The organism is Litoribrevibacter euphylliae (genome assembly GCF_042646085.1).
Classification (GTDB): domain Bacteria; phylum Pseudomonadota; class Gammaproteobacteria; order Pseudomonadales; family Litoribrevibacteraceae; genus Litoribrevibacter; species Litoribrevibacter euphylliae.
This window is the reverse complement of the sequence record NZ_JBHRSZ010000007.1, coordinates 235,857-259,302: the sequence shown is the minus strand read 5'-3', so window position 1 is coordinate 259,302 and position 23,446 is coordinate 235,857. Positions and strand designations below refer to the sequence as shown.

Here is a 23,446-nt window from a genome sequence, read left to right as displayed (position 1 = left end):
TATTCTTCGCGCTGACTGACATTCAGACGTTGGACTGAGTTTCTTCAGCGCGAGTTACTTTTGGAACAAGTTTCCTTGCAAATCCATGATTTGTTTCTTCATTAAGTGAAAGCGCTAGATTTTTGTCTGTCTGTCGAATTCAACGAACCATTACTATTGGGGCATTCGATGAGACCAGCACATTCGCTTACGATCACCAATTTCATCATCTGGACTTCTACCGCTTTTATCTGGGTGATGTGTCAGATTGCATTGCTGTTGACCAGTGCTCATGCAAACGCGCAACCAGCGTTATTGGCGTCAACGACGCAACTGGATTTCCATCAATTACCAGAAAAAACAGAGACCTGGATTCATATGCAGGGGTCGAACACCGTGGGTGAGCGGTTGACGCCGTCCATTGCGGTGGACTTTATGCGAACCAAAGGCATCCAGGATATTGCTATCACCACAGGTCGTGATCAGTACGATAAGTACATCAAAGGCGTTAACCCTGAAACCGGAAAATACGTGCAGATTCGCATCGAGTCATACGGTTCAAGCACCGGCTTTAAAGGTTTGGTCAAGGGCACCGCAGACATCGGCGCGGCGTCCCGTCCTATCAAAATGAAAGAAGTGGATAAGCTACAGAAGCTGGGCAATATGACTTCGAAAGAAGCCGAGTTCGTGATAGGCATTGATGGCTTGGCGATCATTGTGCATCCGTCGAATCCCATCAAATCTCTGACGGTGACAGAAATTGCGCAATTGTTCAGCGGTCAAATCACCAATTGGTCGCAATTGGGCGGCTCGGATCTTCCTGTAAATCTGCATGCACGTGATAACGAATCGGGTACTTGGGATACCTTCAAAAACCTGGTCTTGGCGAAAAAATATAAGTTGAGTCCTTCCGCAAAGCGTTATGTATCGAACGACGAGTTGTCACACCAGGTCTCGCTAGACCCTAATGCGATTGGCTTTTCTGGTTTGAGTTCGGTGGGGGACAGCAAGCTCTTGGCGGTGGCCGATGGTGAATCGTCACCTGCGATGTATCCAACGCGATTGACGGTGGGTACCGAAGACTACCCACTAGCGCGCCGTTTGTTTTTATACGCATCTCCGATCAACCGTAAACCGATGGTTGATGAGTTCCTGAACTTTGCAATGGGTCAGCAAGGGCAATTGCTGGTGGATGAGATTGGTTATATTTCGCAGAACATTGAAACTCATAACCTAGCAGTGTCCGCTGATTTGCCAAGCTACTATCAAGATGCTGTCGAGGGGGCTGATCGTTTGTCGATGAACTTTCGCTTCAAGCACGGTAAGGCTCAACTGGATAATAAAGCCTATGCCGATGTTCAACGTTTGGTTGAGTTTATGAACCAGGATGGCAATCAAAGTAAACGAGTGGTGTTGATCGGCTCGTCTGATCCTCGTCTGAAAAACGAGTACGCGGTGTTGTTGTCCAAACTACGTGCAAAAGTGGTTCGTCGTCAGCTGATCAAAGAAGGAATCGAGCGTAGCCGAATTCAGACCGTTGCCAATGGCGCGTTGATGCAGGTAGCGGGTAATGACTCTCTGACTCAGCGTATTAAAAATCGTCGTGTTGAAGTTTGGATGCAATAAGTATTTGATAAGGGTGAATGTGTGTTCACCCTTAACGCTCAGCTAAATACTCATTCTTAAGCTTCACATAGTTCTTGGCGGTGTAGAGCAGATAGGCGTATTCACTTTCTTTGAGTGGTCGCACCTGTTTCGCCGGGCGCCCCATGTATAAGTAACCAGATTCCAAGACCTTACCTCCGGGGACGAGACTGCCCGCGCCGATAATCACATCATCCTGTACTTCCGCGCCGTCCATAATCACTGAATCCATGCCAACCAGAATACGATTGCCGAGGGTACAACCATGCAACAGCACTCGATGCCCTAAGGTGACATCGTTGCCAATGATTAACGGATGCCCTTCCGGGTTGTAGTCGCTGGCGTGAGTAATGTGCAGCACCGAAGCGTCTTGAATGCTGGTACGATCTCCAATGCGAATGGCATGCATGTCGCCTCGCACTACTGCCGTTGGCCACACCGAGCAATCATCGCCCATAGTGACATTACCAATGACTTGAGCACTTGGATCGACCCAACATCGGGTGCCAAAGTTAGGGATCCATTTCTTGAATGAGCGAATATTGCGAATTGAAGAGACGAGAAAATCCGTGGTCATGAGCCCTCCTCTTTTGGGATGAGATACACCAGAAAAAGATAGACCATCATACTGGCGATCAGCGCAACAAGTAAGTACACATTGAATTGCCGAGTCAGGGTTTTGTATTCACTGCTGTCGACCACTTGGGCTAATGAGTAATTAGTGTTTTGAATCGGCATGTAGAAGACTTCTTTTGCTCGGCCGTCTAGGGTGAGCTGAGTATGACCGTGTTTACCGGCAACCATATTTCGTCCGAGACTTTTCAGCGCTTCCGATTCTTCGGCGAGGATATTGAACAACAAAGCCGAAGGTCTTCCCTGTGGGTTGTTATGAGCGCCTTGATCGGTCTGTTTGCGAATGACTTTCTTTGGGTTCCAGTGATACCAGTAATTGCCATCTTTAGAGACGAGCATGAAACGTGTTTTGTGATTTTCCATGCTGGCGTCAATAGTGGCTTCAGGGCTGATCTGATCGATCAATTGAGTGATACGATCCCAGGAAATGCTGCCGCCGAGTAAACCCACAACGTTTCCTTGATGATGAATGCTGGAAGCAATCATGATTTGTTTGACTCCAGAACTGTAAGAAATCATCGGATTCGATACGTAGGTAATTTGTTGATGTTCCAGATTATTATGCAACACCACGCGCCAGTAATCGCGTTCTGACAAAGTAATTTTCGGAGAATACGGGTCTGCGTCGTTTTGAGTGACAAGGCCCTGTTGACGTGGATTACCTGTCACTGAGGAATAAAAATTACCATTCGGTAGCGCCAGCACAAACTTTTCAAAATCCTGATGTTTTGCGTTCAATCGCGTTGTTAACAGAGGCTGAATGGTTTGCCAGTTCATAGTACCTAGTTGAGGTAAATCCGCGAGCAGGCGTACTTCGGCTTTGCGGGACTCAATAAAGTGAGCGATGTCTGATGCGGCTGAATTCAACGCTTGGTGATACGACTGATGTTGCTGTGCTTGCAGCATAGGTACGTGCAGTGAGCGTACCATCAAAAGACCGACAGCAACGGCAATCAGACAGGCCAAAATAAAACGCGTCGGTTTGGTTCGCGTTTTTTTTGATTTGAGGTGCGTCGTGGCTGAGTTGTTAACCATGTTGTTCCGTCTGTATTGCGCTTCGTTTTTTAAGTAGGTGTTTAAATTCGCGTGCAATAGTAAGTGTAGCAATTTGGTTCATGTGAGCTTTATGGCTTTAGGTTTGGCTTACTCGGTCTCTGCATCATTAGGCTTTTCCTTCGGGGCGTGTGGTTGCGATGCTTGGTTTTTGGCTGACGTTAAAAAACGAACCTTAGTCAGTAAGGCGTTCACCGAATGTTTGATGTTTTCAACTTCCTTGGGATCATTGATCGGAATTGGGGAACAGTCTTCTTGATTGATTTGGTGTTCCAAGGTGTCATTCAGTTGAATCAAGGGCTGAGTTATCTGTCGTGACAAATACCACCACAGACTTACGATAACCAGGATTGTGACAAGCGTCAGCACTATGTAGAAGTACACCAAGGCTTTAGATGCCGAATGAACTACGGAAGCCTCTACATAAGCAGCTAACGAATAACCGGCATTTTTAATTGGTGCATAAAATAAATAGCCATCGAGGTTTTGTCGGTGATCTCTGATGAAGTCAGATCCAGAAATACCGGACAGCATTTTGCTGCCTATATTACTCAGTTGTACGCTGGGTTCTTTGAGAATGTTACGGATTCTTTCTTGATTCTCGCCGATGTCATTCTTGATGGCTTGGCCCTGATCTGTTTCAATCCGGATCACTCGTTCCGGGTCCCAGTGATACCAATATGTGCCGTTCTTGGAAATCAGCATGAAGCGGGTGTTATCAGGAAATTCCTGAAGAATTTCGGCTTTGGTTTCTAGTATCAGCTGGTGAATCGTTTTCCAAGGTAGGGAGCCCCCGAGTAACCCCACCAGCTCGAGGTCTTGATCCATAATTGATGAGGCGATGACCACCTGTTTTACACCCGTGGTGTATGAAATCATGGGGTTTGAGATATAGGTCAGGGCTTCTTGGTCTTTGTTCTCGCCTATGATTCGCTTCCAGTAATCACGTTTTCGAATGTGTTTGGGGCGGGCTTTGGGCGATGTATCGTCGAAGGTTCTTAAGCCTTGTACATGAGGGTTTCCCCCAGCGGTGTTATAGAAATAACCTTTCGGTGTACCGACAATAAACTTCTCGTAAATGGTGTCGTGCTGTTCTAGCTTGTTCATTAAAAACGGCCGCATCTTGGTAAAGTCCATGCTACGTACATCGTCATGTTCTGAGTACATGGATAGCTCGGCAATGCGGGCGGTGAAAAAACGATTAATGGATTCGGCACCGTGCTCAATGGTGGCCACCATGGCCCGGCGTTTTAACATGTGAGTTTCTGAAACACCCTGATATAAGGCGATCGACATGACCAACAGCAGTGGAAGCAGTGAAGTAATAAGAAAACTGATGAGCAGCTGAGAGCGAATGGTCATTATGATTATATTGTAGTTATTAATGAAACTTTGAAATCAAGTATAGACTCAAACCTTCTAGAGATTCCTTAGAGCTTAATAAATAAAAGAAAAGTCCTCTATTGAAATAAGGGGAATCTGATACCATCTAGATAAATAAATGGTGTGAACGATAGTCCAACACTGCGGTTTTCCGTGAACTATTTCTAGCGCGTCTCCGTGACAGGCAGGTTAAGAGAACATTATGTCGAATCCAGCAAATCCGTTATTACAAAACCCTGAATTGCCCCAGTTTTCTGAAATCAAACCGGAACACATTCAACCAGCCATTCAACAATTGATTGAAACTAACGAAAAGAACACTGAACAGCTGTTGCAACAACTCGATACCGTGACCTGGGATAACCTGATTTCGGTCTCGGATGAATGGGATGATGTGCTGAGCAAAGCCTGGTCGCCGGTCAGTCACATGAACTCCGTGGTTAACAGCGATGAGTTGCGCGATGCTTACAATGCGTGTCTGCCATTGCTTTCTGAATATTCCACCAAACTAGGTCAAAACCAGGATCTGTTCAAAGCCTATAAAGCCTTAGCTGACAGTGACGATTATGCGAATTTAGATACCGCACAAAAACAAGTCGTAAATGACGCACTGCGTGACTTTCACTTATCCGGTGTGGATTTACCGGAAGACAAAAAGAAGCGTTATGCCGAGTTGAAAAAGCAGATGTCTGAGCTGACCAGCAAGTTCTCAGAAAATGTACTGGATGCAACCAACGCTTGGTCAAAACTGATCACCGACGTGAATGAATTAGCAGGTGTTCCTGAGTCCGCGTTGGGTTTGATGAAGCAACAAGCGGAGCAAGCCGAACAAGAAGGCTATCGCCTGACCTTGGACATTCCTGTATACCTGCCGGTGATGACCTACTGTGAAAATCAGGCACTACGCCAGGAAATGTACACAGCGTACGCCACCAAAGCTTCGGATCAAGGGCCGAACGCCAACGAATACGACAACACTCAAATCATGTACGACATCCTGAAGTGTCGTAAAGAGTTGGCGGCGTTGCTTGGTTTTAGCAACTATGCAGAGCGTTCACTGGCCACTAAGATGGCTGAGAATACCGATCAGGTGGTCGATTTCTTGTATGACTTGGCGGCAAAGTCCAAGCCGGTGGCACAGCAAGATCTTGATGAATTGAAAGCCTTTGCCAAAGAAAACTTTGGTGTCGACGAGATGAATCCGTGGGATGTAGGTTTCTATGGTGAAAAACTCAAGCACGCCCGTTACGACATCAGCCAAGAGCAATTGCGCCCGTATTTCCCGTTCCCGAAAGTAGTAGCCGGGATGTTCCAGTTGGTGGAGCGCCTGTATGGCGTGACTGTCATCGAGATCAGCGAGTTTGATCGTTGGCATGATCAAGTCTACTTCTACGAGATTCAAAAAGACGGTGAAGCTATCGCGCGTTTCTATCTAGACCCGTATGCGCGTGCCAAAAAGCGCGGTGGTGCCTGGATGGACGAATGTCGGGTACGTCGTGTTCGTGAAGACGGTTCTTTGCAGCTGCCAGTAGCCTATCTGGTGTGTAACTTCACGCCTCCAGTGGGCGATCAACCTGCATTGCTAACCCACGATGAAGTAACCACCCTCTTCCACGAGTTTGGTCATGGTCTACACCACATGTTGACCAAAATTGATTATTCGGCGGTATCGGGCATTAATGGTGTGGCGTGGGATGCGGTAGAGCTTCCGTCTCAGTTCATGGAGAACTTCTGTTGGGAAGAAGAAGTGTTGGCCTTTATGTCGGGTCACTATGAAACGGGTGAGCCGTTACCGAAAGAATTGTTCGACAAGATGATTGCGGCCAAGAACTTCCAGTCTGGAATGCAGATGGTACGTCAGCTGGAGTTCAGCCTGTTCGACTTCATTCTGCATCGTGATTTTGATGACAGCACCGACATTCAAGAGGTGTTGAATCAGGTGCGCGAAAAAGTGGCGGTGATTATTCCACCGGAATGGCATCGTTTCCCGAACAGTTTCAGCCACATCTTTGCTGGTGGTTATGCGGCCGGTTACTACAGCTACAAGTGGGCGGAAGTATTGTCGGCAGACGCCTTCAGTCGCTTCGAAGAGGAAGGCTTGTTTAACCCGGAAGTAGGTCATTCTTTCTTGAGTAATATTTTGGAGAAAGGTGGATCGAGTGCGCCGATGGATTTATTTGTGGCCTTCCGTGGTCGTAAACCGACGGTTGATGCTTTGTTGCGTCACTCAGGAATAACAAAGTAAGTCTCGGATAGTCTGTCTCTGACGATCAAGGCGATGGTGGTTCTGTAGGATTCATTTTCCAAGGGCTTAACCGTCGCCTTTTTGGTATTCAATCAGCGTTAAGTTGGATGAATAACATGCTCAAGCGTATGAGATTCGTTACACTATAAGACAGAGTCTTTAAAAATGAGAGAATCATGAAAAAACGCTTTATCGCAGGTGCGGTTTGTCCTCGCTGCAGTGAAATGGACAAGATTGTGATGTACACCGATGATAACGGTGTTCAAACCAAAGAATGTGTAGCCTGTGGTTTTTCTGAAAATATGAAAGATTTGGAACAGCAGCAGGAATTGGCGACACGCGTGACGCCGGAGCAAGAAGCGGTACGTGATGAAGAAGTTCAGGTGTTGCAATTCCACTCTAATTCCGAATCTAAGCATTAATCTTACCCATTAATGCCCATCCCAATATGGATGTGACAAGGTCGCTTTTGACAACGGCCTTGTCGCTTCTTACATCTCTTATGTCGTAACAATTATTTTATTGTGTTTCCTTCAATAAGGAGACCGCTATGAAACATACGATATTAGGAAAACACGTTCATTTTGAAAGAAAAGGCTCTGGCGAGCCGATGTTGTTTCTTCATGGCAATCCCGATACCTCTTATATGTGGCATCGTCTTATCGGGGAATTACAAGGTGATTTCCTGTGTCTTGCGCCTGATTTACCGGGGTATGGACAATCCCAAGTACCGGACGGCTTTGATTATTCCCTTGATCAACAAGCTCAGTATCTAGAGCGATTTGTTGCGTCGCTCGATTTGAATCAGCCTGTTCATTTGGTGGTGCATGATGTTGGTGGCTTCTTTGGTTTGGCCTGGGCGGTGATGTATCCTGAACGCATTCGTTCGATCACAATCTTTAATACCATTTTCACGCCAGAATATCGTTGGCATACGCTGGGTAAAGTTTGGCGTACGCCTTTATTGGGAGAGTTCAGTCTCAAGAGCATGAGCAAACGTGCGTTTATCCACAGTATTCGAAGTGCGGCGCCTCATTATCCCAAAGAAGATATTGTTGCCAGCTTTGATCAACTAACGCCCAGCACTCATAAAAACTTGTTGAAGTTGTATAGAGCAATGTCGCCTCGTAAGTTCAAAGGCTGGCATCAACAATTACAAGCGTTAAATTCGGACGTACCGATGCAGGTACTGTGGGGAGTCAAAGACCCTTACATTAGTCGAAATATGGCACATTCCTTTGGAACTGAGCGAGTGCATTTCTTTGAAGAAAACAGTCATTGGTTACCGGCGGAACAACCTCAGGCGTCTGCAGAGTTGATACGTGCCTTTGTTTTTCAGAATAAGGTTGTTAAGAATAAGATGGCTCAGAATGAGAGTACAGAGTTAGTGACTAAGCCAGCTCTGGCGCGTTGAATAGCGCCAACAGATCAATCCCATACCTGTACTTCGGCAGAACATAAATAGCATCATTGCCAGCCACAATCCGTGGTTGGCTAGGCGTTCATCAACGCTCTCATTCGAGATCAAGAACCAGTGATTAAGGCCGAGCAGAGGAATAAAAATCAGGAAGCTACTGAACAGCATCACGTTCTGCATATCACGTACTTTGGTGGCGCCAATAAAGACGCCGTCGAAGGTGTAACACCAGACCCCAATCACAGGCATGGCGATCAGCCAAGGCAAATACTGGCTGGCTAAGCTGCGAATGGTGTCAAGATCGGTCAACGTTGAAATCAGCAATTGTCCGCCGACTCCGAAAGCGAGCACCAAAAACACCGCAGATATCGCCGACCACAACAAGCTGACCCGAATGACACGATTTACCTGCTGATGATTCTTTTGACCGCAGGCTTCGCCGACTAAGGCTTCGGCGCCATGAGCAAACCCATCGAGACTGCTGGAAATCAGCAGTAGAAAGGTCAGCAATACTGCGTTGGCTGCCAGGTAGTCTTCACCTAAACGAGCCCCTTGGCTAGTGAAGAGTGCGAAGGTAAAGAGCAAGGTTCCGGTTCGGATAAAGATGTAGCGATTGACGCGTACCATTTCCTGAATCACTGGCCAGTTTGGCAGCCAGTGATGCAGCTGGTGAAGCTCCTGGCGATAGTATAAGAGCACAAACAGCCCCCCCAGAATGACGGTGGCAACATCCGCCACCAGAGTGGCGATGGCGACACCGGTGACGCCCATCTCAAGATAGACCACTAAGATCACGTCTAACAGGATGTTGATGAGGTTGGCGGTGATCAGCATCATCAAGGGCACTCGGGTGTTTTGACGGCCCACAAACCAGCCAATCAAACAGTAGTTCATCATCACAAAGGGCGCACCCAAAACCCGCCATTCGGCATAGAGATGCGCTTGAGCCAGTATCAGTGATTGGTTTTGAGTGAGTAATGGGTTCTGATTGAGTGATAGGTCTTGATTGAGTGATTGTTCTTGGTTGAATGAATTACTCAGCGCGTGATTGTTACTGGGGTCGCCGGCTAACAGTTGCAGGCCGAGATCCAGCCACAAAGGGCTGAATAGAATCAAGGTTATGCCCATGACCATGGCAAACCAGATGCCGGAACGCAGTAATTCCAGAATCCGTGATGCATCGCGACTGCCGACCGCTTGTGCGGTCATGCCACAGGTGCCCATGCGTAAAAAGCCAAATAGCCAGAACACCGAGGTAAACAGGGTGTTGGCTAAGGCGACACCGGCTAAATAGCTGGCATTGTCGAGATGCCCTAACACCGCCGTGTCCACCAGCCCCAATAAGGGTACGGTGATGTTACTGAGCATCATAGGCCAGGCAAGGTGCCATAGCCTATGGTGAAGGGAGGACGAGTGCGATGAGGACATGCTTACAAAAGGGTGGCCTAGTTCTGTTGTCTAAAGTGTACTGTCTAGTGTGGCGGTTTAATTTGGCTGCCTAATTGGGTTGAACCAGACGCACCACGCTGTGAGTGATCAGGAACATCAAACCGGCACTGGTAACAATGGCGGGGCCAGCGGGTAAATCCATAAACCAGGAACCGGCTAAGCCGGCGCTGACGGCCAACATTCCAAAGGCGGTGGCGATCATTGCCATCTGTTCGGGCGATTTACTCAACACCCGAGCAATGGCCGGGGGAATAATCAACAGTGAGGTAATCAGTAAGATACCGACAATCTTCATCGCAAGCGCAATCACGATGGCGACCATGACCATCAGAATCCATTGTAGCCATTGCACCGGATAGCCTTCCGCAGCCGCCAATTCCGGATGCAGGGTAATCGACAGTAAGCCCTGCCACAGCTTGATCAGTAAGCCGATGATCACCACTGCCAGCCCGAGAATCCAATAAAGATCCACAGGTTCCACCGATAACAAATCACCAAACAGATAGGCCATCAGATCAATACGCACGTCTTCCATCAAGGCGGTGACGATCAGGCCCAAGGATAAGGTGGTATGAGACATGATGCCGAGCAGCGTATCCATAGCAATGGTGCGGCTGTGTAGTATCACTAGCGAGGTTGCCAGCAACACACAACCGGCGGTGACTGCCAGCATTAGGTTAATCTCTAATAACAAACCGAGAGCGATACCCAGTAAGGCGGAGTGCGCCAAGGTGTCCCCGAAGTAAGCCATTTTGCGCCAAACCACAAAGCAACCCAACGGGCCGGCCATTAAGGCGATGCCTAAGCCGCCAAGTAAGGCCAATAACATAAACTCAGGCATGGCGGTGTTGATCTCCATTATTCTGTTGCGTTGCCGAAGCCGGTGAGGCGTCGGCGTTTAACTCTGTTGTTGCTGGTTGCTGTTCGCTTGTTAGTGGTTGCTGCTCGTTTGTTATTGGCTGTAGAGAGTCAGACGTGTTTGAATTTAAACAGTCACCGTGGAGATCGTGTTTATGATCGTGATGGTGGGTGTAATGCGCCAACGCCGGGTGCAGTCGTTGTTCACCAAAAATGGAAATGTATTCATCGCTTTTGGTGACTTCGTCCGGGTGACCGGAGCAACAGATATGATGGTTGAGGCACAGTACTTGATCTGTGGCTGACATGACTAGATGGAGGTCATGAGACACCATGAACACGCCACAGCCGTATTCGTCGCGTATCGATTTGATCAGATCGTACAGTTCGGCCTGACCGTTAATATCCACGCCTTGTGCCGGTTCATCAAGAATCAACAAATCCGGTTGATTGAGCATGGCTCTTGCCAACAGCACGCGCTGCTGCTCTCCGCCCGAAATGGTTTGCAGCGGCGAATGTTGAATGTTGGCAACCCCAACACGGGTTAGAGCTTGTTCTCGCTGTACCTTGGTGGTCTTTGGGCCCAGCGCCAGAAAGCGATCTACTGTGATCGGCAGGCTTTGCTCAACGTGCATTTTCTGCGGCATGTAACCGATCTTAAGATTGGACGCCAGTTGTACTCGCCCGGTTTGGTATTTTTGAAGTCCTAAAATACAGCGAATCAGTGATGACTTACCTGCCCCATTTGGCCCAATCAAGGTAACGATCTGACCCGACTCAATGTCGAAGGTGACGTCTTGCAGAATTGAACGCTTTTGAATTTTCAGCGATAAACCTGATACCGATAGCAGGCTCATGCGTGATTTCCTTCGGAGGTATGTTCAGAAGCGGTTGACTGACATTGAGGGCAGATGCCATAGATTTCGGTCACGTAACTTTTCATCTCAAAGTGATGTGCATCGGATACCGATTTGATGACGTTGCGAATGTCGCGATTGTTGACCTCTTCGGCCTGTTCGCATTCTTCACAGATAATGAAGGTACCTGTGTGGCGATCTCCCGGGTGGCAGCAACCAATAAACGCATTCAGTGAATTGATGCGATGAATCAACCCTTGTTCAAGAAGAAAATCCAGGGTGCGATAGACCGTGGGCGGTGTTGCGGAGAAGTCGCTGTCTTTGATTTGATCCAGCAGCTGGTAGGCCGTAATGGGTTTGTGGCTTTGCCAGATTAATTCAAACACTTGTTCCCGTAATTTGGTAAAGCGAACGCCTTCTTTCTCGCAAAGAGAACGGGCCTGCTCTACGGCCGAGGCTTGGCAGTGGTGGTGGTTATGTTGTGAAAACGCCTTTTCCATCTTTCTTAAGCCGCCTAAAAAAGTGATAATGTAATACTATAACATTTTAGAGCATCAAGTGAGAGTATCGAATGCAATTTTCTGGTTATCTGCAAACCCTATCGAAAGGCGTTGTTGCCTGTTGGTCTAGCCTTGGGTGGGCTGTGTTGTTTGGGGTATGTGTAAGTCTTATGACATTGAACGTATCCGCTAATGAAACCCCGCAGAAGTTGCAAGTGGTTGTGTCTATCCCGCCGTTAAAATTCATTGCTGAAGATGTGATGGGGGAGCAAGCCGATGTACGCTTGATCAGCCAAAATGGGTCGCCACATCATAAAGTCATGCGCCCGTCGGATATTCAGATGTTGCTCGATGCCGATCTGATTCTATGGGTCGGTCAAGAGTTAGAACAATACTTGGTGCGCTTTGTGAATCGTTCAAAGGCCACGTCATTGCCGCTGATTGCGCATACCAGTGAAGAAAATCACCGACATCCTGACGAGGAGCATGGCGCATCTGATGATCATGCGGGTCACTCCCATCATGGCCATAACAACAGTGTTGATCCTCATTTGTGGATGAGTCCGACAGCGGTACAAGAATATGTAGCCGTGCTGAGGGATCATTTGTCAGCAATGACGCCTGCCCATGCTCATGATTTCAAAACGAATAGCGAGCGATTAATGGCCGCCATTGATGAATCTCGTTTGGCGTGGCAAGTACAAGTTAAACCTTACATTGGCCAGCCATATTTTGTTTACCATGACGCTTATGCCTACTTAGAACGTGAGTTGGGTCTCGACAGTGTGGCTGTGTTGACAGTGAACCCTGGGGTGAAACCCAGTGCTAAAAAGCTCGGTCAGTTATCGCGTCAGCTGTCCGGTGTAACGCAGGCGTGCGTGTTTTATGAGCCTGAATTTCAACAGGTAAAATTGGATCGTGTGACCACGGCGCAGTTGCATTATCAGTTGCTTGATCCGTTAGGATCTAAACAGTCGCTACCGTCATCGGATACATTGCAGTACATCGAGTTTATCAGTCGTTTGGTCGGCGATCTGACGGGATGCCTATCGAAGCTTTGATCTATTTTCTAAACTGGATCAATTTCCTAAAACCAGATGGTTTTCTAAACTAATAGTATCTTCATTCCATAATCCACGAACCAGGTAGGAACAGTCCATGACGTCTCGCAATATCTCGGGTGCTTTTTTTATCGCTATCGTGAAGAGCGTTGTGTTGTTGAGTGCTTTGCTCAGCTTCGGTTGGAGCAGTGCATCTTTCGCCCTGCCAAAAGAAATCGAAATTGATCGCTTGTTATTAGGTGTAGAAACGGCGGTTGAACAACAGCAATGGGATAAAGCCAATGCCCGGTTGATTGCGGTTCAGGCGTTGGAAGATGATCTACCCTCACGCTTTTACTTTTACCGTGGGCAAGTGTCGTTGCAGTTAGCGGATGATAAAGGTGCGCGTCAGGCCTTGGAGCGCTATCTCGAACAAGAAGGCAAAGAAGGGCAGCATTACCGCGACAGTTTGATGTTGTTGAATCAAATTGAAGAGCGAGAAGATAGGGCAAAACAAGAGCAAGTACGTTCGTCGATGGCCAGTCAACTGGTGTTGGAAGACCGTGGTCATTCTTCATACCTTGAGAAACTCCAAAAGTTGTATCTGGTGGATTCCGCCAGAGATGCTTTGGAGTTGCATATCAATACCCTGCTTTCTAACCACAGATACATTCCTGGTCGTTACCGCAGTGATCGTGATTGGCGGGGCAGCTTGTATCAGGTACAGGTGCGTCGTGGTCAAATTTCAGTGATGGAAAAACGCTCGAACGATCAAGGTGGCTACAGTCTCAATCAGGATCAGCTCTCCATTTATGGGGTAAACCCCTATCTGGCAACGCACTGTGACAGCGTGGGTGATCAGTGTTGGATTCGTCATCCCGAAACCGGTAAACAATGGTTGGAACTGGAAGCGAATCCAAAAGCGGCGGATAGCATTGCCGAAGCCTTTTCTCATCTGTTAAGGCACATGCAAGGCGGTTGATCATTTTGGTGCAGCGGCGTTTTTAATCTCCCAAGACCGCTCCGATTCATCCTGGCTATGATGCCTATTTCTACGTTTCAGCCCTACCTTTGTAGGGTTTTGACAGTAGCCTTTGTAAGACATTGGCTCTTCCTAAATTTAGTAAAGAAAGCGTCATAATTCCTTCCTATAGTTTGCCTGTCTACTAATTAACCACATCGGTGCATACACTCAGACTCTTGTTCAAAACTAGTTCGTTTTTTGATCACATTTTTATTCGATAAATTGGCTAAAATTTAGTCAGGTGATTGAAAAACAAGAGAAAAATATTTTTGGGTACGGCTGATGCGTAAGTAAAGGTGTCAAAATTCTTAATACTATCAGGAGAACTATCATGATGGACGAAAGCAGCTTTGTTGTGTGCCTAGCCTCAACCGAAACCGAACGTGAAAGCATGCGTGCCTTGAAAGACTATTTCGAAGGTATGTACTTCGCAAACTAACATGGATCGCTGAGCATGGATGCTCATTTTAGATTCCACGCTATACACTTATTTAGCCGCTCTTTAACAGCGGCTTTTTTGTTTCCTGATTTTATACTCCTCAATTATTTCCAACTTTCCTGCCTTGCATCAGTGGATTGCTTTGATTTCTATCTGCGAGCCTGCCATTATTCCGAGCTCAGACAGGCTGGGTGAATTAAGAGGTTGAGGTAATGGAAGGCAGCGCACAGCAGACGAATCATTTCGATGTATTGATTGTGGGTGGTGGAATGGTTGGCAGTGCCATCGCGTGTCGTTTAGGACAAGTGGGGATGAAAGTTGCTGTCTTTGATCGTTTTCTGCCTAAAGCGTTTGAGCAAGACCAAACCCCCGATCTACGAGTCTCTGCATTAAGCCCAGCGTCCATTGAATTACTGAAAAAAGTGAAAGCCTGGCCGAATATCGAAGCCATGCGTTATGCGCCTTACCAACGTATGGCGGTATGGGAAAAACTACAAAACCCAATCACCGGCAAAGATATCCCCACCCGATTGAACCGCACTGAGTTTGATGCGCAAGAACTGAATGAACCGATGTTGGGCGTGATTGTTGAAAACCGAGTGACGCAATTGGCTTTGCATCAACAAATGGCGCAACTGGATAACGTGAAGTTAATTGTTCCGGCGGAAGTGGCTCAGATTGAAATCGACGATCAGGTGCGTATCGAGTTAGCTGATGGTCAGACATTTACCGGTGAATTACTGGTCGGTGCGGACGGTGCCAATTCCATGGTCAAGCAGTGGGCGGGCATTGCGACTGAGGCCAAACCTTACGAGCAGCACGCTATGGTGGTGACGGTAAAATACCAAGGTTGTCAGGAAGACATTACCTGGCAGGGCTTTACCTCTACCGGGCCGGAAGCCTTCTTACCTTTACCCGACATCAATGGCGAACATTATGGTTCGTTGGTGTGGTACAACCTGCCTGAAAACATTGAGTCTCTTTCGACACTGAACGATGAACCATTTAAGAAGAAGTTACAGCGTAGCTTCCCGGAAGATCTGCCGGAAGTTACTGAGGTGTTGGAACGTGGCAGTTTCCCGCTGATTCGTCGTCATGCAGAGCGCTATTGTCAGCATCGGTTAGTGTTGGCGGGTGATGCGGCACACACCATTAACCCATTGGCGGGCCAAGGGGTGAACCTGGGCTTTCAGGATGTGAACACTCTGACCTCGATTATTATTGAAGCGCGGGATAAAAGTCAGGCATTCTGGGCCGAGGATGTATTGCAGCAATACGAGCGTGTGCGTCGTCCACAAAATGCCATGATGATGCGTATTATGGATCTCTTCTACCACACCTTCAGTAACGACATCGTACCGTTGAAAATGGCCAGAAATCTCGGCTTGGGTGTTGCGGGTCGCTTCGTCTTTGGTCAAAAGTTGGTAATGAAATATGCGATGGGGCTGGTCAATGTTTGGCCGGAAACCTTACCGAAAGTACCAGCGGTTGCAGAATTGATCTCTGGTAAGGTGCCTGGGCTGGAAGATGTTAAGGCTAAGCTCTCCACGCTTCCGACGCCTAAAAGCTTGTTGGATCAGTTACGCGGCTCTTAGTCCGCGTAAATCATGTTTTCCGTTCTTCTGCCCTGCACTCTGTGGGGCGATGATTTTGGTGTTATCAAATTAACATCCTGTTGTGTAATTAACATCTTATCTAGTGTTGTTTAAAACACATCATAAATAAATAATCTCAATAAAAACAGTTAGTTAATAACTGGCACGTCTCTTGGAATAGTTTGTTGTCTCGATTTCGTAGGAGGGAATTAGACAATGAACAAAACTACGCTTATTTCGTTAGTTCTTCTTTATGGTGCAGCAACGGTCGGTTACGCCGATGAAGTTGTGGGTCGCGCACCCAATAATCTCGTAGGTCAAACCCTCGGAGGTTGGTCTGGTTTTTTACTCGGCGGCGCGGTTGCAGGTCCGGTTGGTGCCATTGCTGGTGGCTTAGCCAGTGCGTGGGTCGGAGGTGAAGCACAGGAGATCAGCGGCTTCAGTGAATCCGCCTACCAAGTAAAAGATGATCAAGGAAATGTATCGGTGGTTCGCTCCCCTAATCGGCAATGGCAGATTGGTGATCACGTTGTGGTGCAAGGCCGTCGTCTGCATCCATCACCGAGCAACGTTTAATCCGATAAAGCTACATCCATTAAACCGACCTATTTTATTGCCAGTTTGGAAGACTCATGATTACAAAACAACAGCGACAACTTATTGAACAGACCTTACCCGCCGTAGAAGCACACGCTTTTGATATTACTTCGACCTTTTACCCTTTGATGTTTGGACGTTATCCACAGGTTTTGAATTACTTTAATCAGGCTAACCAAATTCGGGGCACACAGCGTCACGCCTTAGCCAATGCGGTAATTATTTATGCGAAAAATTTGGACCGACTCGATCAGTTGGGAGAACGTGTGAGTCTGATTGCTCACAAGCATTGCTCATTAGGTATCTTGCCTGAGCATTACCCGATTGTGGGTGAATGTTTGCTCGCGGCGATTGCAGAAGTGCTGGGTGATGCCGTTAACGATGACATCATTGCGGCTTGGGGGGCGGCGTATCAGCAATTGGCAGATATCTTGATGGGCGTGGAGCAAGATATTTATTCTCGTCATCAACAACGAGCCGGTGGTTGGGAAGGGTTTAAAGTCTTTAACGTGATCGCCAAAGAAAAAGAGAGTGAGATCATTACCTCCTTTGTACTTCAGGCCGATGATAAACAGGTGATCGACTTTGAACCGGGACAGTACATTACCTTGCTGCAGGCATTCGATGGTTTGGAGCATCGCCGTAATTACAGCCTCTCCGATAAGCCGGGTAAAACGACGTTACGAATCAGCGTGAAGCGTGAAGAAGATGGCCAATGGTCTAATCACTTGCATGATGATGTGAAGATGGGGGATCAGCTTAAGGTGTCAGCGCCTTACGGTAACTTCGTACTCAAACAAAACACAAAACCCATGGTGTTGGTGACGGCGGGTGTGGGGATTACTCCAGCCATTTCCATGCTGACAGCTGCTACCTCTGACCATCGTATGGAAGGTCGCGATATTCACTTTATCCATTGTGCCCGAAACAGTCAGCATCATGCCTTTGGCGAGTATGTTCAGCGGATCTCTGATAGCGATGCGAGTGTGCGAAAAACTGTGATCTACAGTGACCCGTTGGCATCGGATCTTAAGGGCAGTACAGGTTCAGCGGATGCTTTTGGGTTGCTTAACGAAACACATTTCATTCAACACCTGGGTGATGTCAGTGATGTAGAGTTCTATGTGTTGGGGCCAAAACCTTTCATGCAATGCGCGCTTAATATGGCGGCTAACTTGGGCATTCCGCAAGATCAGATACATTACGAGTTCTTTGGGCCATTAGAAGAAATACAGCCTGAAGCTCAACAGGTGGTGTTTAAGTCTGCTGATGAGGTGTTTGAAACCGCCTGATTATTCTAACGATAACAGAGGCTGAGTTAGCGTCAGCCTCTGTTTCCTGTGATGAGGAAGAAACAATGAACTATAAATTGATGTTGAGTTGTTCTAATCGAATGATGGTGTTGTCGTTGATCTTGTTTGTGGGCTCCTTATTCTGCGCCTTTGTTTTACCCTTGCAGTCGTTTGCGCTTACCATAGCCTTTCATCTAGCTAATATTGTATTAGCGACCCTGTTCAAGTTCAGTTACATCGCGCGGCTGATTGCACAAAAAGAGTTGGGTCTGACATTACGCTAAATAAGGAATGGTGAGTGACCACGTCTTTGTATCAAGTCTTGGCAGAAATTCTTGGTGATTTATCCAAGCACATTGGCAGTGATGAACGCTATCGAAAATTGCTGAAAGCTTGGTTGGAATTGGTGCCCAGCGATGCCTGTGCATTGTTGAAACTGGAAGGCGAGCAGCTGATTCCTCGCGCCGTAAAAGGCTTTGGTCAGGACTTAATCGGTCGTCAGTTTCGTGTCTCTGAGCACCCGAGACTGGCCAAGATCTTACACAACCGCCAATACGTGCGGTTCGATCTCAATTCAGACCTTCCTGATCCGTACGATGGTTTGATTCCTACCGACGATGGCTTGTTGCATGTCCATGATTGCATGGGGGCTTCGTTGTACATTGACGATCAACCGTGGGGAGTAATCACGCTCGATGCGTTAATTCCCGGTACCTTTGATCAGGTGGAACCAACGCTGTTACACACCTTAGTGCGGATTACCGAAGCGGCCATCAAAACTGCGGACTTGATTGAGAACCTGGAACGGCGCGCTGAACATCAAACACAGGTGGTTCAAGCCATGTCTGATCAACACAGCGACTTTAAGATGGTGGGTCGCAGTGCGGCCTTTCAACGGCTTGAGCGAGACATTACTACGGTGGCTGAATCTGACCTAACGGTATTAATTACCGGTGCCACCGGCGTCGGTAAGGAGTTGGTGGCGCAGAGCATTCATCATCAATCCGCCCGTCATCACAATGCCATGGTGGCGGTGAACTGTGCCGCTCTGCCCGAGCATCTGGTGGAAAGTGAATTGTTTGGTCACGTTTCCGGTGCCTTTTCCGGCGCCACCAAGAATCGCAGCGGTAAGTTTGAACTGGCCGATGGTGGCTCGTTGTTTTTGGATGAGGTCGGAGAATTGCCGTTGGTGGTGCAAGCCAAACTGCTGCGGGCCATTCAGCAAGGTGAGATTCAGCGGGTTGGCGCCGACAACACTTTCAAAGTGGATGTGCGTATCATTGCCGCAACGAACCGAGACTTATCCCAAGAAGTGGCCGAAGGTCGATTCCGTGCGGATTTATACCATCGACTCAGTATTTATCCGATTAAGGTCCCTGATTTGGCCGAACGTCGTGATGATATCAGCCCATTGGCGGGGTATTTCCTGAGTCAGTTTCAACGCAAGCTTGGGCACATTACTTTGGCGATGTCCTCCGAGGCGGAACACGCACTCTATCATTATCACTGGCCAGGAAATATTCGGGAGTTGGAGCACTTGCTTCATCGGGCGTCATTAAAAGCTTACGCCGAACGAGCTGATCAGCAACGGCTGATTGAGATCCAACCCAAGCACTTGGATCTCGATACTGAAGCGCTCGAACCAGCGGTTACATCGATGTTTGATTCAGTAAGCGTCGGTGATAGTGACAACATACTTCCGTTGAAGGAGTGGGTGGACATTAATCAGCGCCAATACATCCAGCAATTACTGACCCATTTTGAGGGCAATAAATCTAAAACGGCGAAAGCTCTGGGAGTGGATCGCGGTAATTTTCATCGACTGCTGAAACGGCTGAATTTATTGGTGAGTTGAATAAAACTGCTCTCTGATGTCACTCATCTCGGGTGAATCACGTAATTCAGCTAGAGTATCCCATAGATGATCGGCAAACCCAGGGTAAGATCGCACCAGTTGGAACGACAGCATCAGATAATAAGGTTTGCTGGATATGGGAATGGGGTACTTAAGGAGTGTACTGGCCAATTCAGGGCTGTTGTTAAGCACCTGATCAGCGCGATCTGTTTGTAAGGCGGTGCCTGCCACTCGCCCTTCTTTCACTTTGACTAAATTGGCATAGGGCCCATGAAATTCGGCGGTTTTAATGCCTAAAGCAGTGAGTCGATCACCAATAGAAAAGCCGTTCTGATAGGAAATGATACCGTTTAGGTTGATAAAGGTTTCGCCATTCCATCCCAGATTTGATCCCTTTGGAATATACAGCGAATAGCCTGAGGTATGAATCCGTTTATTAGCGTTCAGGTTTCCTTTGGTTGTGACTGGGTAGCGACCCATATTCAGTCGTTCTTGTTTGAAGCTGGCAGCAAAGGCGCCATCCACTTTATTTTGCTCCAAATGTTTTAAACAGCGTTTCCAGGGCAATGATAGATAATCAATCTGAATGTGAAGCTTTTGAGCTAGGAGATTTAGTAATTCTATGTCCAAACCTTCGGATTTTCCTCCGACAGTCATTACCCAAGGAAAGGCATTGGCGTTTTCATGACAAAACACTAACTGAGATGGTGCGGTAGTTGAGGGGGCGGGTGTGTTTGCAACCGCATGAGCACAAGCCAACCCGATGACGAGGTTGAGTAATAATGGTGCGATGTTCCAACGGCTGCGTTGCATGGCGAACCTTAGATAAGCAGGTAACGTTAGTAATACAAGTATAGGTAACCTGACTTGCGTGTTTGACCGCTTATCGTGAATTCTACAGACGTGTGTAAAGACGTTGGTTGGCAATTATCTCGAAGAGATACTTACAAAAGAGACTTTTAACAGTGCAAAGTTTACGCGGAGGAACGGTGGTTTCTCCGCGCAGGTATTGAGTGATTTATTGATTATCAATGGATGGCGGTAATTACAGCAACTCTCCGTTTCGATCGATGGCATTTAGTTGATTGCCATCCGGGCCGGTATCTGAGGTATCCGGAATCCATGGGTCTAAACACGCTCTGTCTTCCACGCATGGATCGGTCAGTGCTTCGAGGAAGGCTACGAGCTGATTTACTTCGGTGTTATTCAGACGCGGGTTTTCTGGGAAACGGGTATCATCATTGGCGCGATCTTGAGCCAGTTTATTCAGTGCCAAGTTGGAGTTTGTTTCGGCATTAGGATAGAGAGAGGCACAATTAGTTACCTCTTCAAACTGAGGTAATTGGCACCAACCGCCGTCGTCAAAGAAGTCTCTGACACGACCTGTAGGATTGGTATAGTGGCGAACCACTTCTTCCAGTGTTTGATAAGCGCCAACGTGACCATAGGGTGCAGTAGTCGCAATGTTTAGAAGTGACGGCGTTCTGAAACGGTATCTGTCCGTAGAGTCACCGGTTTCGCGTTCACGAGCAAAGTCATCGTCGTTGCCATCGCCTTTGCCTGGGCCAAAATGTGGGAAGGCGACGGTGTGATGATCGCCATCGGAAAAGAGTTCACCACTATGACAAGCAGCGCAGCCTGCACCACCTTCACTGACACGCGTAAAGAACAAGATAGCACCGGCTTTTTGGTTCTCGCTCAGGGCGGTGGTATCGCCGTCCAGATAGTTGCGCCATGGGGTATCCACAAACACCATAGAGCGTTCATATTCGCCAATGGCTTCGGCAATATTGTCGAAAGTGATCAGCGTGGACGCATCCGAAGTAACGCCAAAGGCGGTTTGGAATTCACTTAACCAGGCGTTGGTGGTGAGTTCACCCTCGCCTTCATCATAATCCCCAATACGTGCTGCTAAGTGATCTCGAATGGTGTTGTTGTCACTGCCGTTTTCAAAAGCTGCTGTTTTCATTTCTTCGACCGAGGTGACTGGGAAGCGTGCTTGAGCAGTCACTAAGTTGTTACCTGCATTAGTATCGGCTACACCAAAGGCTGTGTCTGGTGTACGAATACCGGAGCTGGCACCGTTGGCATTTTCTTCCTGCCCTAAGCTTTCCACACGGGAATCCCAGAACAGGCCGGTGTCCCAGAAGCCAATGTTAAAGACAGTGGGCGCATTACGGGGCACCAAGGGTAAACCGTCTTGATGTTCTCGCCCTTCTCCCAATAGATCGCTTGATACGGCTTCCACTCCCACTGGCAGAGATAAATCATCGCCGCCACCCAGTACTGGGTGATGACAGGTAACGCAGGCACTGTCGAAGTCACCGCCTAAGCTTTTGCTGTAGAAGAGTTTCATCCCTAGTTGGGCCATTGGTGATTCGATGTCTGGTAAATTTCGTTCATCGACAGAGCTTTGATCGAGGTTACTGTCGGCGATGATTTGTAGCAGGGCTTCATCGTTTGCGGTCAGTTCTACCGTTGTTTCCTCGTCTGCGGCTGTGGTGGTGTCTTCTGATGTGGTAGTGCTGTCTGAGCCGCTGCCGCCTCCGCCTCCACACGCGGTGAGAATGGCAAAAGATGAGATCAGTAGTGGCCATTTAATCCACCCAGTGACTGCAGATATGTATTGGTTCTGTTCTTGATTAGGTTCTTTAATAGAGTGTGATTGCACGTCTGTATTCGTTTTCGTTGTTATTGTGCTGTACATGGGATTTCCCCTCATTCAAGCCAAGCGGTTTATGCTCTGTGACAACTCACTCTACGTGAACAAATTGCACGAAAATGAAAGGAAATAAGGAAACATCAAGGAAGTTGTGTTGCAGTTTGTAGAGTAAAAAACATCCAAATACTGCTTGCAATCTTATTTTGAACGGTGTTCAATAGCCTCAAATTAAACAGTGTTCAATTAAGTGAGTTGGACGCTTAACAAGGTCCGAGTTTTTAAACGATCGCGGTGAAATGATGGCTAGACGCTTTGATCACAGCAGTGAAGAAATAACCGATATGGCATTGCAATGGGTGAAACACCACTTGCAGAGCGATTTGTCTGATAGTTTAAGTTTACGCAAGGTGGCGAAAGGCATAGGCTATTCGCCGGGTACCTTAATTAATCTGTTCGGTAGTTATGGCTATCTGCTATTGAGGGTAAATGCTGATACCTTGGATGAGCTTTCTGAACAGATGAAAGCTGCCAGCACCAATGATACGGTGCCGGAACAGCAGTTGAATGCAATGGCCTTGTGTTACCTTGAATTTGCTATGGCGCACACCCAGCGCTGGCGATTGATCTTTGAATTAAAGTTGGCGACGGACGAGGATATTCCTGACTGGCAACAGCAGAGAATTGATCAACTGTTGAATCAGGTAAAAGGCTTACTGACTGGCATAAAGCCTGACGCCTCGAATAGGGAAATTGAACAAACGGCTCGTATTATGTGGGCCGGAGTTCATGGCATTAGTTTTCTGGCGGTAGAAGATAAACTCTTCTCACCTGCCAAACTTAATCATTCTGAGATGGTAACGACCTTGATTAGAAACTATCTAACGGGTTGGTTATCGGATACTGAGTCACGATAAGGAGAGCATG

At 47.6% G+C, this 23,446-nt stretch carries 21 protein-coding genes; 12 read left to right on the top strand and 9 right to left on the bottom strand.

All coding sequences use genetic code 11. The annotated features are described in order from the left end of the window. The first annotated feature begins 168 nt into the window (after positions 1–168). Positions 169–1,605, top strand: coding sequence for a substrate-binding domain-containing protein (locus ACFOEK_RS16605; RefSeq protein ID WP_386722589.1), 1,437 nt, complete (start codon positions 169–171; stop codon positions 1,603–1,605). Between the two features lie 31 nt (positions 1,606–1,636). Here ACFOEK_RS16605 and ACFOEK_RS16600 read toward each other — a convergent pair whose 3' ends face one another. The 3 genes from ACFOEK_RS16600 to ACFOEK_RS16590 form a co-directional block, all read right to left on the bottom strand. Then, on the bottom strand, positions 1,637–2,200 hold the full coding sequence (locus ACFOEK_RS16600) for a gamma carbonic anhydrase family protein (RefSeq protein WP_386722588.1): 564 nt from the start codon (positions 2,198–2,200) through the stop codon (positions 1,637–1,639). After that, the gene (locus ACFOEK_RS16595; RefSeq protein WP_386722587.1) at positions 2,197–3,291 is read right to left on the bottom strand and encodes a cache domain-containing protein; all 1,095 of its coding nucleotides are present in this window, start codon (positions 3,289–3,291) and stop codon (positions 2,197–2,199) included. The genes ACFOEK_RS16600 and ACFOEK_RS16595 overlap by 4 nt, the downstream gene beginning before the upstream one ends. Positions 3,292–3,399: 108 nt before the next feature. Continuing rightward, positions 3,400–4,671, bottom strand: coding sequence for a HAMP domain-containing protein (locus tag ACFOEK_RS16590; protein WP_386722586.1), 1,272 nt, complete (start codon positions 4,669–4,671; stop codon positions 3,400–3,402). Positions 4,672–4,894: 223 nt separating this feature from the next. Here ACFOEK_RS16590 and prlC point away from each other — a divergent pair, with 223 nt between their 5' ends. The 3 genes from prlC to ACFOEK_RS16575 all read left to right on the top strand — a co-directional run bounded on the left by prlC (position 4,895) and on the right by ACFOEK_RS16575 (position 8,351). Continuing rightward, complete coding sequence (prlC, locus tag ACFOEK_RS16585) at positions 4,895–6,937, top strand: oligopeptidase A (RefSeq protein WP_386722585.1); 2,043 nt, start codon at positions 4,895–4,897, stop codon at positions 6,935–6,937. Positions 6,938–7,113: 176 nt separating this feature from the next. Next, complete coding sequence (locus tag ACFOEK_RS16580; protein ID WP_386722584.1) at positions 7,114–7,359, top strand: YheV family putative zinc ribbon protein; 246 nt, start codon at positions 7,114–7,116, stop codon at positions 7,357–7,359. Positions 7,360–7,487: 128 nt separating this feature from the next. Next, positions 7,488–8,351, top strand: coding sequence for an alpha/beta fold hydrolase (locus ACFOEK_RS16575; protein ID WP_386722583.1), 864 nt, complete (start codon positions 7,488–7,490; stop codon positions 8,349–8,351). Here the strand turns inward: ACFOEK_RS16575 and ACFOEK_RS16570 are convergent. The 4 genes from ACFOEK_RS16570 to ACFOEK_RS16555 all read right to left on the bottom strand — a co-directional run bounded on the left by ACFOEK_RS16570 (position 8,322) and on the right by ACFOEK_RS16555 (position 12,018). Further along, complete coding sequence (locus tag ACFOEK_RS16570; protein WP_386722582.1) at positions 8,322–9,725, bottom strand: MATE family efflux transporter; 1,404 nt, start codon at positions 9,723–9,725, stop codon at positions 8,322–8,324. The genes ACFOEK_RS16575 and ACFOEK_RS16570 overlap by 30 nt on opposite strands. A 127-nt stretch (positions 9,726–9,852) precedes the next feature. Then, entirely contained in the window at positions 9,853–10,644 is a 792-nt protein-coding gene (locus tag ACFOEK_RS16565) for a metal ABC transporter permease (RefSeq protein WP_386722581.1), read from the bottom strand. Continuing rightward, positions 10,637–11,518, bottom strand: a complete 882-nt coding sequence (gene znuC / locus ACFOEK_RS16560; RefSeq protein ID WP_386722580.1) for a zinc ABC transporter ATP-binding protein ZnuC — start codon at positions 11,516–11,518, stop codon at positions 10,637–10,639. The genes ACFOEK_RS16565 and znuC overlap by 8 nt, the downstream gene beginning before the upstream one ends. Continuing rightward, the gene (locus tag ACFOEK_RS16555; RefSeq protein WP_386722579.1) at positions 11,515–12,018 is read right to left on the bottom strand and encodes a Fur family transcriptional regulator; all 504 of its coding nucleotides are present in this window, start codon (positions 12,016–12,018) and stop codon (positions 11,515–11,517) included. Before ACFOEK_RS16555 ends, znuC begins: the two co-directional genes overlap by 4 nt. A gap of 71 nt (positions 12,019–12,089) precedes the next feature. Between ACFOEK_RS16555 and ACFOEK_RS16550 the strand changes: the two genes are divergently transcribed. The 7 genes from ACFOEK_RS16550 to norR all read left to right on the top strand — a co-directional run bounded on the left by ACFOEK_RS16550 (position 12,090) and on the right by norR (position 19,860). After that, entirely contained in the window at positions 12,090–13,079 is a 990-nt protein-coding gene (locus tag ACFOEK_RS16550) for a metal ABC transporter solute-binding protein, Zn/Mn family (protein ID WP_386722578.1), read from the top strand. 97 nt (positions 13,080–13,176) lie between these two features. Next, a complete protein-coding gene (locus ACFOEK_RS16545; RefSeq protein ID WP_386722577.1) occupies positions 13,177–14,040 on the top strand; it encodes a hypothetical protein in 864 nt (287 codons plus the stop codon). Between the two features lie 693 nt (positions 14,041–14,733). Further along, the gene (locus ACFOEK_RS16540) at positions 14,734–16,116 is read left to right on the top strand and encodes an FAD-dependent monooxygenase (RefSeq protein ID WP_386722576.1); all 1,383 of its coding nucleotides are present in this window, start codon (positions 14,734–14,736) and stop codon (positions 16,114–16,116) included. Positions 16,117–16,332: 216 nt separating this feature from the next. Continuing rightward, positions 16,333–16,692, top strand: coding sequence for a hypothetical protein (locus tag ACFOEK_RS16535; protein ID WP_386722575.1), 360 nt, complete (start codon positions 16,333–16,335; stop codon positions 16,690–16,692). A 56-nt stretch (positions 16,693–16,748) separates the two neighbouring features. Next, the gene (gene hmpA / locus ACFOEK_RS16530) at positions 16,749–18,005 is read left to right on the top strand and encodes an NO-inducible flavohemoprotein (RefSeq protein ID WP_386722574.1); all 1,257 of its coding nucleotides are present in this window, start codon (positions 16,749–16,751) and stop codon (positions 18,003–18,005) included. A 65-nt stretch (positions 18,006–18,070) separates the two neighbouring features. Continuing rightward, positions 18,071–18,289 (top strand): hypothetical protein, encoded by a 219-nt coding sequence (locus tag ACFOEK_RS16525; protein WP_386722573.1) that lies wholly within the window; start codon positions 18,071–18,073, stop codon positions 18,287–18,289. Positions 18,290–18,303: 14 nt separating this feature from the next. Next, a complete protein-coding gene (gene norR, locus ACFOEK_RS16520) occupies positions 18,304–19,860 on the top strand; it encodes a nitric oxide reductase transcriptional regulator NorR (protein WP_386722572.1) in 1,557 nt (518 codons plus the stop codon). Here norR and ACFOEK_RS16515 read toward each other — a convergent pair. Both ACFOEK_RS16515 and ACFOEK_RS16510 read right to left on the bottom strand, forming a co-directional pair. After that, positions 19,846–20,673 (bottom strand): substrate-binding periplasmic protein, encoded by an 828-nt coding sequence (locus ACFOEK_RS16515; protein WP_386722571.1) that lies wholly within the window; start codon positions 20,671–20,673, stop codon positions 19,846–19,848. The two genes, norR and ACFOEK_RS16515, sit on opposite strands and share 15 nt — an antisense overlap. Before the next feature lie 232 nt (positions 20,674–20,905). Continuing rightward, positions 20,906–22,567, bottom strand: coding sequence for a cytochrome-c peroxidase (locus tag ACFOEK_RS16510; protein ID WP_386722570.1), 1,662 nt, complete (start codon positions 22,565–22,567; stop codon positions 20,906–20,908). A 254-nt stretch (positions 22,568–22,821) separates the two neighbouring features. Between ACFOEK_RS16510 and ACFOEK_RS16505 the strand changes: the two genes are divergently transcribed. After that, on the top strand, positions 22,822–23,436 hold the full coding sequence (locus ACFOEK_RS16505) for a TetR/AcrR family transcriptional regulator (protein WP_386722569.1): 615 nt from the start codon (positions 22,822–22,824) through the stop codon (positions 23,434–23,436). Positions 23,437–23,446 lie beyond the last annotated feature (10 nt).